Annotated in this window: 5 protein-coding genes, 1 tRNA gene and 1 pseudogene; 4 read left to right on the forward strand and 3 right to left on the reverse strand. The window is 59.9% G+C overall.

Translation table 11 applies throughout. The features are described 5' to 3' along the window. The first annotated feature begins 45 nt into the window (after positions 1–45). Together PLANPX_RS14895 and PLANPX_RS14900 are read left to right on the forward strand one after the other, a co-directional pair. Positions 46–119, forward strand: a tRNA-Val gene (locus PLANPX_RS14895). Between the two features lie 120 nt (positions 120–239). Further along, a complete protein-coding gene (locus PLANPX_RS14900; protein ID WP_152099499.1) occupies positions 240–1,496 on the forward strand; it encodes a tyrosine-type recombinase/integrase in 1,257 nt (418 codons plus the stop codon). Between the two features lie 1,009 nt (positions 1,497–2,505). On the opposite strand, the gene PLANPX_RS14905 is transcribed toward PLANPX_RS14900, so the two are convergent. The 3 genes and pseudogenes from PLANPX_RS14905 to hsdR form a co-directional block, all read right to left on the reverse strand. After that, entirely contained in the window at positions 2,506–3,894 is a 1,389-nt protein-coding gene (locus tag PLANPX_RS14905) for a restriction endonuclease subunit S (protein ID WP_152099500.1), read from the reverse strand. A 2-nt stretch (positions 3,895–3,896) separates the two neighbouring features. Beyond that, complete coding sequence (locus PLANPX_RS14910) at positions 3,897–5,270, reverse strand: N-6 DNA methylase (protein ID WP_198421733.1); 1,374 nt, start codon at positions 5,268–5,270, stop codon at positions 3,897–3,899. 103 nt (positions 5,271–5,373) lie between these two features. After that, a pseudogene (gene hsdR / locus PLANPX_RS28460) lies at positions 5,374–7,739 on the reverse strand (EcoAI/FtnUII family type I restriction enzme subunit R). A 1,908-nt stretch (positions 7,740–9,647) separates the two neighbouring features. Between hsdR and PLANPX_RS14920 the strand changes: the two are divergent. Together PLANPX_RS14920 and PLANPX_RS27410 are read left to right on the forward strand one after the other, a co-directional pair. After that, the gene (locus tag PLANPX_RS14920; protein ID WP_232536126.1) at positions 9,648–10,826 is read left to right on the forward strand and encodes a TIGR03032 family protein; all 1,179 of its coding nucleotides are present in this window, start codon (positions 9,648–9,650) and stop codon (positions 10,824–10,826) included. 29 nt (positions 10,827–10,855) lie between these two features. Continuing rightward, positions 10,856–14,749: a choice-of-anchor Q domain-containing protein gene (locus PLANPX_RS27410; RefSeq protein ID WP_172992080.1), complete on the forward strand. Its 3,894-nt coding sequence runs from the start codon at positions 10,856–10,858 to the stop codon at positions 14,747–14,749. The last annotated feature ends 547 nt before the right edge of the window (positions 14,750–15,296 follow it).

Genomic DNA, 15,296 nt, shown 5'->3' on the forward strand with positions numbered 1-15,296 from the left:
GGCTCGATTAAAAGTCTTGTCGCATGAGACAGATTTTAACGAATCGGGCGGCTAGCTCAGTTGGTTAGAGCGCTACGTTCACACCGTAGAGGTCACAGGTTCGAGTCCTGTGCCGCCCACTACTCAGTAACTTCTGCCGAACCAACGTCTTACGATACCTGTCGACGGTCGACAGTGCGGCTTCTAAATCGCTGCCAATCGGGTAGTACTACCCGATCATTGGGCGATAGGAGCGCAGCATGTCCGTCCGCGTCCCCAAGTATCGCCTCCATAAGGCGACCGGTCAGGCCCTCGTCGAGATCCGCGGGCGCCGCACTTACCTCGGCAAGTACGACAGCCCCAGCAGCCACGAACGCTACCGGCAGATCATCGCCGAGTTCATGTCGGCCACGCTGGCGTCGGCCCCGACGCCCCAGAAGAGCGTTAAGCCGCTGCAAGTCGATGAGCTGATCTTGCTCTACTTCCAGTTCGCGAAGAGCTATTACGTGAAGGATGATGAGCCCACGAACGAAATCGTCGCGATTCGTGCTGCGCTGCGCCGGCTGCGGGCGATGTACGGCTCGACTCCGGTAAGCGAGTTCGGTCCGAAGGCGTTCAAGCTCGTCAGAGAGTCCCTCATCCAAGAACGGCTGAGCCGAAAGTACGTCAACGACTCGATGGCCCGCGTCGCACGAATGTTCCGCTGGGCCGTCGCCGAGGAGCTTATCGCTCCAGTTGTATTCCAAGCGCTCGGCAGCGTCCCCGGATTGCGGAAAGGGCGCACCAACGCGAAAGAAACCGCGCCGATCGGGCCCGTGAGCGATGTTATCGTCGAGGCGACGCTCCCATTCCTTCCCGACGTGGTCGCCGATATGGTCCGGCTGCAACGGCTTACCGGAATGAGGCCCGCGGAGGTGTGCATCTTGCGCCCGGGCGATATCGACCGGAGCGGCGAGATATGGACCTACCGACCTTCACGCCATAAGACTGAGCACGCGGGAAAAGATCGAACGATCGCTTTCGGTCCGAAGGCGCAGGAAATTCTTCTACGCTACTTGGCTCGACCGGGAGAAATGCATTGCTTTCGCCCCTGCGACTCTGAACGTAGGCGGCGTTCTCTTCGGCATGCGGCTCGACAAACGCCATTGAGCTGCGGTAACAAGCCTGCCATCGAGACGAATTCACGGTCTAAGCGCCCGCCGGGGGAGTGTTACTCGCCGGCTAGCTACCGCCGCGCGATCCACCGTGCTTGCGACAAAGCGTTTCCACATCCGGTGTTCCATCAGCGTCGCGAACCAACTCTCACCGATGCGGAGCGCCTAGAGCTAGCGGAGTGGGCCCGATCCGTACGCTGGGCGCCGAATCAACTAAGGCATTCCGCTGCAACGGAAATTAGGCGCCGTTTCGGGCTTGAAGCAGCGCAAGTTATTCTCGGCCATTCTGCCGCGAATGTAACTCAGATTTATGCGGAACGGGATAGTCGCCTCGCTGTGACGATCGCAACTGCGATTGGATGACGTCGAAACACCCAGCGCTTGTAGTCACATGCCAGAAATGGATGAGGAAGTTCGCCTAGTTTGGATAGCGCTAACTCAATCGATCCGCTCTACGCGTTTCATGCTTCTAAAACTTGGGGGCGCACTGCACGCGATTCAGTCGCTTGGAGTTCGCTCCAGCGACTTCCGTGCGCTGTCAGTGGATGAGCTTTGGCGCCGGCGAGAAAATCAAGAGCCTCTTCCCGACGTTCCGCGCACGCTGCTAGAAGACTTAGATTCACTGAAAATGTGGTCTGACATTCTCCGCAAATCTCAGCGCGGATTGGGGCGTTGCTCCACCGAGCTGAACAGCGCAGTGACCGCTATGCCAGAAGAGCTCGTCACATTGCTTAGCGGAGTTCGGTGCGCCCCCTGGCGAGCCCATTTCCGCAGGTACTATGCGGATAGGCTCCTTGATTTGCCTAACCTGGTCCTCAAATTCAGAATGGCACATCTCTGCGAAGAAGCGATCCCGCCCGGATACGATGAGTCATCGACTCTAGCTTCATTACCATACTTGCTTGCTCACAGTGAGGTTTGCACACCATTCCCACATTGGAGCCGATTGCTTCGGCGTGCTGACAGCTACGTCGCCGACCTCCACGCAATTGCAGACGACGTAGGCGCCGCGATTCCTGATGGGCCAGTACCGCCGAACCGATGGCGTCGGGATGGGATCGTCACTGCGCAAGGCATGACGCCATTGAGCTGGAAGCTCGTAACGTTTTTATGGGAACGTTATAGGCGAGCCGGGACAATTGAAGAATGCGCGGACGCTGTGTTCGGAGAAGACAGTCGAACAGTCGACAAGACACGTACTGGATCGCACCGGAAAAAGGTGAACGAGTTCTTTCGCAGCAACGGGATTGGTTGGAAAGTCAAAACTGAGGGGGACTATGTCGTAATGGAGCCGGTCGCGCCTTTGGCCTCGCCCCCAACTGACTGATCAGTCACTCAAGTGCGCAGACGCCGGATCACTTCCTCCGCACCCTCAGTTTGCCTTAGCAGTTGCTTTGCCGAAGCCGGTGGGGGCGTAGCCTTCGCGGCGGATCCAGTCGAGCATTGATTTCCAGCGCTTGCGGGTGAAACGTTGCTTGTCGGGATGCCAGCGTTCGAGGATTTCGTGGAGGATGGCGTTGTCGGTCGGTTCGCGGCCCCAGATAAGGAGGTCGTTCCAGGCGGCGTAGGCGGTGGCGAAGAGTTCGCACTTGTCGGTGTCCCAGCGGCGCATCAGTTCGATGAGGCCCTGTATCTGTTGGGCGCGGTCGGGCCATAGGGCGGCGAAGTCGTTCGCGTGGCCGCCCGCTTTGGCGAGCGGTTGGTAGGCATGGCCGAACGATTCGCGCGGGACTTCGGCGTACCACTCGAGCTTCTTCAAGTCGGCTTCAACGGTGTGGATCATCCGACCATCGAGCGGCCCGGCCGCTTGGCGGGAGTAGCGGCCGTCGATTTCTTTAAGCTGGGCGATGTGTTCGCAGAGGTGGAGAATCTTTTGGTGCTTGACGCGGCCGAAGGTTGGTTCGTTGTGTAGCCGGTGGACGACTTCAGCTGAAAGAACGCTCCTTGCTTGGTGGGGAACTAGTGCTTTGTTCGGTGACAGCGTTAGTTCTCGAACGACAGCATCGAGAAGAGCGGCGTGCCGCTTTTCTTGCTCTTTCAGTTGTTCATTCAGTTGATCGCACAACTTCATCAACTCATTCACCTTCGCCACGATTCGTATCTGCTCGGCGAGGGGAGGAAGATCGATCGGCAACTGCTGGAGAACTAAAGTATTGAGCTTACAAGTGCCGTGACTAGCGCGATCAATTGCAGCGAGTACTTTCGGACCAAGCGCTAACAATGAAATAAGTAGATAATCAGTGAGCTCTGCATGCCTTGGAACTAGCGCCTTCATGTCCTGGTTGATTGCAACTTCGCAGCTTGTGACTGCAACAGGGAATGCGCGCGCTAGAATCATGCCTCGCACTACCATTAATAGGCTGCGAGTCGGAATCATGCGCGCCGAGCAACTGTCGAGCGCTTCTCTGCTTATGTGATCTTTGGCTGCACTGATCTCAAGTGACTTCATATCCTTTGGGCTTACCCACGGGATGTCACCACTCCAGAATTCGGCACGCTGTTTAGATGGCGTACCTCCACCTTTAAATTCGCCAAGCTTGCCTAGAGGGATGCGTGACCAAGCGGTGGGAATTCTCTCTTCAGATTCGACCGTGTATGGCGAGAGATCAGGAAAAGTGGTCGTTATTGGAGCGACTAAATCTGCCTGAGATGTTAGGCGGCCAGTGATTGCTCGCTGGAGAATAACTTGCCGCAGTTTCACTACACCTTGCGGCGTGCCTGACAGAATCGGGATCAACTCGGATAGTGAGTAGAAAGCCATCGTTAGGCCTCCGCTCCTGAAGCCAGTGATGCTTCAACGAGCTGACGCTGTATCGCCATTCGCGTGCAGTTTATCTGTTTCAAGAGCTGCTCGTATTCAGGCAGAAGTTTACTAAGATCGCCGGGACCGGAGCCGGCGTTGCGCGGGTTTCTGAGATCAAGATTGAAGTTGCCAGCTTTGATCTGATCAATCGAGACGCGCCACCCGAATTCGTTTTCCTTGCGGCTCTTGAAGCCATCGGACTCGTCACCCCACCAATCTTTCTCCGCCTGAAACTCCTCGATGCGGATCGGCTTCCCCTTGTTGTAGCTCTTGGCGCCGGCGGGGTAGGGGTGTTCGTAGTACCAGACGTGGGCGGTGGGGGCGCCCTTGGTGAAGAAGAGGAGGTTCGTGCGGATGCCGGTGTAGGGATTGAAGACACCGTTGGGGAGGCGGACGATCGTGTGCAGGTTGCACTCGGTGAGGAGCGCCTCCTTGATGCGGGTCTTCACTCCTTCGCCGAAGAGAGTGCCGTCGGGGAGGACGAGGCCGGCACGGCCGCCCGGCTTGAGAAGCTTCATCAGCAGGACGAGAAACAGGTCGGCCGTCTCGCGGGTGCGGAACTCGGCGGGGAAGTTGGCCTCGATACCGTCCTCTTCCATGCCGCCGAAGGGGGGATTGGTGACGATGACATCGACCCGCTCCTTCGGGCTCCAATCACGCAAGGGGCGGGCGAGCGTGTTGTCGTGGCGGACGTTGGCGGGGACGTCGATGCCGTGGAGCAGGAGGTTTGTGATGCAGAGGACGTGGGGGAGGTGCTTTTTCTCGATGCCGGAGAAACAGTCTTGGATCTTGCGTTCGTGGGCGGCCGTCTTTGCCTGGCGGCGGAGGTGCTCGATTGCACAGACGAGGAAGCCGCCAGTGCCACAGGCAGGGTCTAGTACCTTTTCGCCAAGCTGGGGGTTCACTTGCTCGACGATGAACTGCGTGACGGCGCGGGGCGTGTAAAACTCGCCGGCGTTGCCGGCCGACTGGAGATCCTTGAGGAGCTTTTCGTAGATGTCGCCGAAGGTGTGGCGATCGTCCGAGGCGTTGAAGTCGATGGCGTTGATCTTATTGATCACCTGCCGCATCAACGTGCCATTTTTCATATAGTTGTTGGCGTCTTCGAACGTCATTCGAATGAGGCCAGCGATACGGTCGGCGGCCCCGGCGAGCGTCTTGAGCTTTGACAGGAGCGTGTTGTTGACGAAGTCGAGCAGGGCTTCGCCGGTCATCCCTTCGTCGTTAGTCGCCCAGGTGGACCAGCGGAGGTACTTCGGGAGGGGCGATTTGTAGTCGTCGCGAAGGAGGGAGATTTCCTGCTCGCGGTCGTCGAAGATTTTCAGGAAGAACATCCAGCCGAGCTGCTCGAGCCGTTGCGCGTCGCCGTACGTGCCGGCGTCCTTAGCGCATGATGTCCTGGATGGATTTGACGACGCTGGAGACGTTTGACATGGACTAGGCGGCGGTTTGATAGAGCGCGGTTTCCAACTCGCGGATGGCGGCCAGATAGCCGTCTTTACCACCGAAGAGTTTAATGATCTCAACGGGCGTGCCCAGGCCAGAAAGCGGCGACACTTTCAGGATATCGAGCGATTCGACGCTGGTGATGCCGGCGTCGGCATACTTTTGTAGCAGTGCTTCGAGGACTGCGCGGGCTTGATCGCCGTACTTGGCGAAGAGATTTCGCTTTTTCACTTTGTCTGCCCGCTCGCGGCGTGTGAGGGGTGGCTGGTCGAAGGCGACGTGGCAGATTAGATCAAAAGCGTCGTAGTCGCGGCCGACCTGCTCGGCGAGCTCTTCGAGGAACACCCCTTGACCGGCGAGCTCGTCGAGAATTGCCTGCTTGCGCTCTGCGTCGTTCCAGACGGTGAGGAACTCAGAGAGGGACGAGTACGCCTTGAGGACCGTCTTGCGAGAGTAATCGGTGAGGGACTCGGTGATGAGGCGGCCGTTAGCGTCGAGGTATTGGACGCGCTCGGTGGCGACGCGGACTTCGACGTTGTCGACGTAGTACTTTGTGCGCGGCGGGCGGGGCCCTTCGCCATCGTCGAGGGGATCGCCGAAGTCGTCCACGATCACCTCGTCTTCGGCGCCTTCTTCGCCATCCTCGGGTGGAACTGGAGGATCCTCGACGGTCGGCTCGTAGATTTGGACCGGGTCGCCGTCGAAATCGGGATCGGCGAAGAGCGCGGTGGCGCGCTTGAAGTCCATGATCGTGAAAAAGAGCTTGTTGTAGTCCTCGTTGATCCGGGTGCCGCGGCCGATGATTTGCTTGAATTCTGTCATCGAATTGATGCGACGGTCGAGGACGATCAGGTGGCAGGTTTGGGCGTCGACGCCGGTGGTCATCAGCCGGGAGGTGGTGGCCACGACGGGGTAAGCCGACTCGGGGTCGATGAAGTTATCGAGCTGGGCTTTTCCCTCGTCGCTGTCGCCGGTGATGCGCATGACGTACTTGCTGTTGGCGGCGGCAAGGTCCGGATTCGCATTGACCAGTGCTTGCCGCATCCGCTCGGCGTGGTCGATGTTTTCGCAGAAGACGATAGTCTTGGCGAAGCGATCGGTGGCTTTGAGGAACTCGGTCACCTTGCGGGCGACGAGCGCGGTCCGTTTTTCAAGGATCAGGCTGCGGTCGAAATCAAGATCGTTGTACTCGCGGTCCTCAATGACTTGGCCGTACTTATCGGTTTGGCCGACTTCCGGGCGCCAGCCGTCGAGGTCCTTGTCGAGCCCGATACGCACGACCTTGTAGGGGGCGAGAAAGCCGTCGGAGATGCCCTGGCGGAAGGAATAGGTGTAGATCGGTTCGCCAAAGTACTCGATGTTTGAGACTTCCTTTGTTTCCTTCGGGGTGGCGGTGAGGCCGATCTGCGTCGCCGACTCGAAATAGTCGAGCACCTGGCGCCATGCGGCGTCGTCGGCTGCGCTGCCGCGGTGGCATTCATCGACGATGATGAGGTCGAAGAACTCCCAGGAGAACTGCTTGTAGATGTTCTGATCTTCCTCGGTGCCGGTGACGGCTTGGTAGAGGCAGAGGTAGATCTCGAACGCCTTATCGACCGTGCGATTGGTGATTTTGGTCATCGCCGAACCGAACGGCTTGAAGTCGTTGGTTTTTGTTTGGTCGGCCAGGATGTTGCGGTCGACGAGGAAGAGAATCCGCTTCTTGGCGCCCGATTTCCAGAGCCGTCAAATGATCTGAAAGGCGGTATAGGTCTTGCCGGTGCCGGTTGCCATGACGAGCAGGATGCGGTTTTCGCCTCGGGCGATGGCGTCGACCGTTCGGTTGACCGCGACGAGCTGGTAGTAACGGGGGAGCTTTTCCGTACCGTAGTCGTAGTAATCCTGCGACGCGACGGCCGCTTGCTCGTCGGTGTAACCCTTTGATTTGCGGTAGCGGGCCCACAGTTCGGTAGGGGAGGGGAATTGCTCGAGCGTTAGCTCTCGGGTGACTGTGCCCTTGGTGACGGTGCGATCATGCTCCAGGAAGCCGTCGCCGTTCGAGCTGAAGGCGAAGGGAACGTCGAGGATCTCGGCGTATTCGAGGGCCTGCTGCATGCCGTCGCCGACGGCGTGGTTGTTGTCTTTCGCCTCGACGACGGCAATGGGGAGGTTGGGTTTGTAGTAGAGGATGTAGTCGGCCTTCTTCGCTTCGCCCCGTTTCACTGTCTTGCCGCGGACCATTACCCGGCCCTTCGTAAAAAAGCCTCTTCGCGGATCTGAGTGAATAGGTCCTACTTCGGCTGCTCGCTCGTTCCCACAATCGTGGGAGTGATGAATTTTGAGCGGACGTCGGCCTCGGTCAGCGATTTCTTGTCCATAAGTTTTCGGGAGCCGAGTCGGGAAGAAGGCCTTGGGGGAAGGCGCGTAAAGCTATCGAGATAGTGTTTTATTCTAATGGTGGTACGTGGCTGCCGCCACGGCGGTTGCTCGCGCCAGGGAAACCCTGATTCTGCGGATGATTGGCGGCGGGTCTCTGGCTGCTCAAAGCGCCCCCTCACCGTTTAAACGGCGTGAAAACGGCGGCAATTCTTGGTGAGAGGAAAGTTTCTCTCCGCGGGAGTGAGATTCCCGCGTTCCTCCCGCGTTTCTCCCGGAGCGGTTACTAAGCTTTGCAATCGTTGGCGCAAGAATCACAACGGTCGCAGGAGTTCAGTAAATGCTTGTCGACGAACCGCTATTACCGGGGCCTGAGGCCATTACTTGCTCCCGAATGACAAGGGCAACCATCTTTCGAAAATTGCCGAGCTTGAGACGCAGGGTGGCGAGGGCAGGGACGATGTTGCCCCTCTGGAAACTCACAACCTTGACGCGGAATAATACTGACTAGGCTTTACAACTGCTGGGGGCCGCTCATCGTCACGTTAAGCAGCTTGGCAGACGCAACAGTTGTGGAAGGGAATTCATGACGCCCGATAATTTCAGCAAATTAGATTTGTTGGAATTAACGATCGCCGGAAATCGCGATCTGCGGGCTGTAATGTAAACGGAAGTTTGAACTCTCCCTGATCCGAGCACACTCAGGATTAGCCTGAATTGCTTGTACTTTCGTACAGGCTTGCGATACTTGACGGCGCGATTGATCGCTGACGAGCGTGATCGCTAGCGCTGCCGGAATTTGGGCTCTTTGAACGCGACGACCATTTGGTTCGATTTGCGGGTAAGAGAAAATACGAGGCAGTAACTAAATGCCAAGTAGAAGAAAGCGGAAACGAGAACGGCGGAAATCCGCTGAGGCGACCGCCCCTCCCTCCGAATGCCTCGGGGGTTGGGGGCAGGGTCTGCCCGTCAAGGCTGCGGATATGGCTTTGGTACGCCGAGCAGTGCGTGAAGATTGGCAAGTTCCTCCCTTAGTTCGAGCAGTCGTAGTCGAAGAGTCACGCAGATTGCCCTCGCCGACGACTCAGACTTGCGGCGTGTAATAGCTGCCATTCGGGTTCTGATCGATATGGAAGGCGAGAATCAGAAGCGGGAGCACGCGGAGTTGCGGAAACCGCCTTACATGCGCAACTCGTCACCGAGAGTTTGGCCACTCTCATGAGGTGGCTGCGTTGGAATCTCCACGCGCCGATTTGAAGGGCAGGGGGGGGCGCTAGGCAGTCGACCTAGAGGTCGCTCGTCGTCGAGCCCATCCGTAGCGGCCGGTTTTAGGGCATTTTTCGCGACGCGGTTTGGCCGCAGACCGCGACTGGCCGGGTAGTGCTGCTTGTTTCAACCTCCACCCAGTCATTTCTCGCCAAGCTCTGCAGTAACTCACGGGTGCTCTTGGTTTTGGAGAGACACATGGCTGCGGGCGGTTAGAGGCAATCCATGTAGAGGAAATCACTACGGCGGTCCGCAATTTAGGACTTAACCGGCCTCCGCAACCTTGAGAAGGCTGGGCACGAATAGCTCACGTTTGACAGCTTCATCGGTTCAGAACTGTGGGCTGCCACGCCTTATTGCCGTTGCAGGCAGCTATCTTGACGGAGGTAGGCCGCAAGGGGCGCAATCGTGTGGCGTCGTGGGCATGCGTCGACTACGATCCAGTTACGACCTCCGACGAGGCTCTGTTCGCTTCGCACTTCTCCTCAATACGTTCGCCACTACTAGTCCTCGATGTGCAACATATTCAATTTGAGGAGGGATCCCGTAAATCGAGCCGCTGCCGCCACACGGCTCCACCGATTGTCTGGGTTTAGCTGCAAGATTTCAGCGGCATCGACCTGGACTGAGGGCGGGTTTCCTCAATGCCGATGACATCGCCCGAAGCCTCGGTGAGCGCGTCCACGAACGTGAGCCCTCCCGCGAATGAAGCGCCGCCGCTGCGTAGCATTCACACCGACAACTTTCCAGCTATCTTGCAGGAACTAGACGCTTCACTACTCGTTACCACTTACCAAGCCGGCAAGCTGGTAATGCTCCGTCCGCACGGCGGACAACTCAACACGCACTTCCGCAGCTTCAGCAAACCAATGGGCCTCGCTGCTGAGGGTGATCGGCTCGCCATCGGCACGAGCGTGGAGATTTGGGAATATCACAACGCGCCGGCCGTGGCTCGGCAATTGGAGCCTACCGAGACACACGACGCCTGCTTCCTGCCGCGCTCGTCGGTCTGCACCGGCGACATTCAAATCCACGAGATGGCCTGGGGCCACGCCCGCGACGGGGAATTGGGAACTGGGACGGAGCGCGACCCTGAATTGTGGTTTGTGAACACGCGTTTCTCTTGCCTGTGCACGCGGAGCAGGGATCACAGCTTTGTGCCACGCTGGAAGCCTCCGTTTATTTCGGCGCTCGCGCCTGAAGATCGCTGCCATCTGAACGGACTCTGCGTCGCGGAAGGTCGTCCCACGTTCGTCACGGCGCTCGGCGCGACCGATACGCCCGCCGGCTGGCGAGTAGACAAAAAGAGCGGCGGCGTCGTGCTCGAGGTTTCGTCAGGAGAAACGATCGCCTCGGGCCTGTCGATGCCGCACTCGCCGCGCTGGTACGACGGCCGCCTGTGGGTGCTTGAATCGGGGCGCGGCAGCATCGGTTGGATCGATCCTGCTACAGGCCAATACGAGCCGCTTGCCGAGTTGCCCGGATTTACGCGTGGACTCGACTTCTGCGGGCCGCTGGCTTTCATCGGCTTATCGCAGGTGCGGGAAAGTGCCGTCTTCAGCGGCATTCCAATCGCCGAACGGCCATTAGAAGAACGCTGCTGCGGCGTCTGGGTGGTGAACATCCACACGGGGCAAACGATCGCCCGCGTGAAATTTGAAGATGCAGTCCAAGAAATTTTCGCTGTGAGCGTGTTGCCAGGCGTGCGGCGACCCGACGTGATCAACGACGAGCCGAGCCTAATCGCCGATTCGTTTGTCGTGCCAGATGAGGCGTTAGACCAGGTGCCCGGTCCGCTGCGCCATGCGGCCAGACAGAACTAAGACACTTTCATTACCGCAGAGACGCTTCAATGAATTTTCAGCAACGGATGCGCGAATTGTTCGGTTCTTCCACGAAAGCGACGCGCACTGCGCGCCGCGGCAAGGGGCGTCGCCGTGCGGAATTTGGATACAAGCCTGGAGTGATGCAGCTCGAAGACCGGCGGATGCTCGCCAACTTCGTGGTGACCAGCGTCGCTGACAGCGGACCTGGTACCCTCCGCGATGCGATCACGGCGAGCGTTAACAACGGTGCTGGCGCTGACCTCATTCAGTTCTCGACCGAGATCGACGGCGGGACGATCAATCTAACGAGCTTCGTTAATAATGTTTCGGCCGGCTCGACGATGGCCGGTGCGTCGGCCTTCTTCATCAGCGGCAGCACGTCGCTGGTGATCGACGGATTTACGGGGTTGAGCCAGGGAATCACGATCGCGCGGAACAGCGCCAGCGCGTTCCGGGTGTTCGACGTCGCGGCCGGCAGCAGCCTGACGTTGCAAAGCCTGACGCTCAGCAACGGGCTCGCTCAGGGGTTCGCCGGCGGCGGCGCCTACTACGGCGGCGCCGGTGGCGGCAGCGCCGGCTTGGGGGGCGCGATCTTCAACCAGGGCTCGCTGACGATCCTCAACAGCACGCTCTCCGGCAACACAGCTCAGGGGGGCGCCGGCGGAACGTCATTGAGCGGAGCGGTCAGGTACGGCGGCGGCGGGGGCGCTGGGCTGGGGGGCCCCGGCGCAGCGGTGTCCACGCAGAGATACGGCGGGGGGGGCGGCGGACCGAACGGCGGCTCGGGCGGTACGCTGACTACCGGGCAACCCGCTGGCACCGGCGGCTTCGGCGGCGGCGGCGGCGGTGGCGGCGGCACGGGCACTGGCACGACTTACTCCAACTATTACGACGGGGCGCGTGGCGGATTCGGCGGCGGTGGCGGCGGCGCCGGGAGGCTCCGCGGCCGAGGTGGAGTCGGCGGCTTCGGTGGCGGCGGCGGCGCTTCGCCAGCCCAGAATAACCCAATCGCTGGCGGCTACGGCGCCGGCAACGGCGGCCGAAAGGGGCTTGCCGGCGGCGGCGCCGGCATGGGCGGCGCGATCTTCAATAATGAAGGAGGCGTAGTCACGATCACCAACAGCACGATCACCGGCAACGCGGCTACCGGAGGTAACCGCGGGACCAGCGGGTCGCAAGCCTATGGCGCCACAGCCGGTACTGGCCTGGGCGGCGGATTGTTCAACCGCAACGGTACGGTCACGATCACCAACAGCACCTTCTCCTCCAACACGGTGACGAACGGCGACGGCGGCAGCGGCAACGGCCGCGCGGTCTTCAACATCAGCGATGGCGCCGGCAAGACTGGCACGGCCAACATCACCAACACCATCTTGGGCCAGGCGGGAGCGACGGCGGTCGCAGACTTCGACAGCGCCAACAACGGCGGCAACGCCCCAATCAACGCGGGCTCCAATAACCTAATGAGCAACCGCGGCTCGTTCCCCGTCGGCGGCGTTATCGTCGCCACGTACCCGCTGCTCGGCCCGCTGCAGAATAACGGCGGCGTGACCAAGACGATGGCGCCGCTAGGTGGCAGCCCCGTGCTCGACGCAGGCATTCAGGCGGGGGCACCGGCGGCAGATCAACGAGGCCAGCGTCGCGACTCAACGCCTGATATCGGATCTGTAGAGATCAAATTTGTGGGCAACATGGTGGTCAATGTCGCTGCCGACGACATCGTCGCTGATAGCTTTTTATCGCTACGCGAGGCAATTAACTTAGCGACTGGCGTGACCGGCTACGGCGCTCTGTCGGCGGCCGAGAAGGCGCTGGTTACGCGCACCGCGGGCGAGGTTAATACCATCACCTTCGCCAGCAGCGTCGATGGCCAGACCATAGCCCTGTCGAAGTTCGTCAATGACACAGCGGCTGGCTCCACGATGGCCGGACCTTCGGCCTTCTTCATCTACGAAACGTCCCTGGTGATTGATGGGCAAACTGGATTGAGCCAGGGAATTGCCATCGCACGCGACACCAACCCCGCGAGTTATGTAGGCGGGCAAGTGCCGAGCTTCCGACTGTTTGACGTCGACGCCGGCAGCAACCTGACCCTGGAAAGCTTGACTCTCAGCAGCGGTAGAGCCCAGGGATTCGCCGGCGGCAACGGCTTTCTCGGCGGCGGTGGGGGCGGCAGCGCCGGACTGGGGGGCGCTATCTTCAACCGAGGTTCATTGAAGCTCCAAAACAGCACGCTCACGGGCAACGTCGCTCAGGGGGGCGCGGGCGGTGCGAATGACGACAACTCGAGTGGCGAGGGTGGGGCTGGCGGGGCTGGCTTGGGTTCCAAAGGGTCAAACGCAACATCGAACAACGGCGCCATCGGCGGCGGGCCTAATGGCGGAGCCGCAGGCAGCAGCTACGGCGGCGTCGGGGGCTTTGGCGGTGGAGGCGGCGGTGGAGCGAGCGATGGCAGTAGTTCCGGCGGCAAGTCTGGCGGCTACGGCGGCTTTGGCGGCGGTGGTGGCGGCGGCGGCGGCGCAAGCGTCTTCCCTGGCACCGGCGGGGTTGGGGGCTTTGGCGGCGGCGGCGGCGGCACAGGCAGCAGGGCGTCTGCAGGCGCCGGCGGTTTCGGCGGCGGGGCGGGCAACAACTCGTACGCCGGCGGCGGCGGGGCTGGCATGGGGGGAGCTGTCTTCAATGAAGCAGGCGTCGTCGTCATCACCAACAGCACGCTTAACGGGAACGCCGCCATCGGCGGCGGCGGAGGTGGAGAGGCTGGCGCAGGGCTGGGCGGGGCGCTGTTCAATCGCAACGGCACGCTTACCGTCGCTAGTAGCACCATCTCTGGAAACACGGCCGCGCAGGGTGGCCGCGGGATCTTTAATCTTGGCGACTACATCGGTTCCACCACCGAGTCGACGACCGCCACCGCCATCGTCACCAACACGATCATAGGCCAGGGGGCGGATGTCGCCGTTGAGGACTTTACTGGTACGACGAACGTCGGCGGAACGAACTCCACTTCTGGCAGCAACAACTTGATCCGCAGCTCCAGCGGCTTCGCGGGCGGCATCGTCAGCACGGCGGATCCCAAGCTCGGCGTCCTCGCCGACTACGGCGGATTGACCTGGACCATGGAACTCCTACCCGGCAGCCCAGCCATCAATGCGGGAACTCCAGCGTATTCGCCGCCGCCAAACGTTGATCAACGGGGCGTTTCCTTCACGAGAGTTATCGGCGGGAGGATCGATATCGGGGCGTTCGAAGTGCAGCCCATCGCTCCCGCCTCCGCAGACTTCGATGGGGACGGGAGCATTGATGGACGCGACTTCCTCGCCTGGCAACGCGGCTTCGGCATCGTCGCGCCTAATGCGGTGAAAGCTAATGGCGACGCCGACAACGACCGCGACGTGGACGCCGCTGACCTAGCCGTTTGGAAATCCCAGTTTGGTGCACCTCCGACCGTTGTCGCCGTGAGTGTGTCCGCGCAAGCTGGTGCGGCCTCAGAAATATTCACAGACGCCTCGTCGACCTTCGAGGCATTTCCAACATACAGCGAGCCCGCACGAATAGCTGCGCTCGACGCGGTAATCGTACCCGGTAAGGCGTCGCATGCTGCTAGCCTTAACAGCCAGTTGGTCGATGCTGCAATGGCAGAGCGATCAGACGTGTCGCCGCTAACCTCGCAACGCGATGAGTGGTCAGCACAGTTGCGACATCGTAAGCATCACGGCAGCGTTCTGAATCCTGTTCTCCGCACACGGGTGGCAGCTCCAATTACCGCGTTTCCGATGCTTCGAACAGCCACTTTACCGTGGGAAGCTGGGTCGCTTGATGAAGTTTGGTCTGAGCAATGCGACCTAGAGCAACTTGCGGTCGATGCTGATCAGAGCGAGCTTGATGCGATTTCGGCGATCATCTTCGGTGAAGAATCGTAAGACTGCAGCGCAATGAATACCCTATGAGAATCTCGCAAAACATTGAAGCCGTCGGGGATTTGGCAGAACGTGTCTCTCTCTGATCCGCCGTTTCGAACTGATTCTTCTGCTGCTGAGCACACCCTCGGGGCTGGGTTCTGAGCGGACTTGAAGTGAGCCGCTGGTCAACTGCAACTAGTTCTTACTGGTCTTAGGCTGTTCGCCATCCAGTTCAGAACGCCAGCAAAATACCCCGTGCGCTAGGTGTTCGACCTAGGGGTCGGAAGAGAGGCTGAGGGCGCCGTGAGCCGACTATGTGTAGCAGTTCGCTCTAGTAAGCAGCCGACCGCGTCAATCAAACGGGTAGCTTGACCCGCTAGCTACTCTTCAAGAGCCCACCGACAGCTTAAAATTGATGGTCTGTCGATGCCTAAGGGCCCGCTCGCGGCTATTAGGGTCCTGATTAGCTGCCCCTCGAAGGGCACGACCGCACACACTCGGTGGCATATTAGGTTCTGGGGCTGAACGTGCGGATGACCCAATAGCATGGCGTAAGACGATTATTGAT

The organism is Lacipirellula parvula, assembly GCF_009177095.1.
In the GTDB taxonomy this organism is placed as follows: Bacteria; Planctomycetota; Planctomycetia; order Pirellulales; family Lacipirellulaceae; genus Lacipirellula; species Lacipirellula parvula.

Coding starts and splice junctions, on each gene's coding strand:
- PLANPX_RS14905 (WP_152099500.1), bottom strand. CDS start 3,894: ATGGCTTTCTACTCACTATCCGAGTTGATCCCGATTCTGTCAGGCACG.
- PLANPX_RS14910 (WP_198421733.1), bottom strand. CDS start 5,270: ATGTTCTTCCTGAAAATCTTCGACGACCGCGAGCAGGAAATCTCCCTC.
- PLANPX_RS14920 (WP_232536126.1), top strand. CDS start 9,648: ATGCCGATGACATCGCCCGAAGCCTCGGTGAGCGCGTCCACGAACGTG.
- PLANPX_RS27410 (WP_172992080.1), top strand. CDS start 10,856: ATGAATTTTCAGCAACGGATGCGCGAATTGTTCGGTTCTTCCACGAAA.
- PLANPX_RS14900 (WP_152099499.1), top strand. CDS start 240: ATGTCCGTCCGCGTCCCCAAGTATCGCCTCCATAAGGCGACCGGTCAG.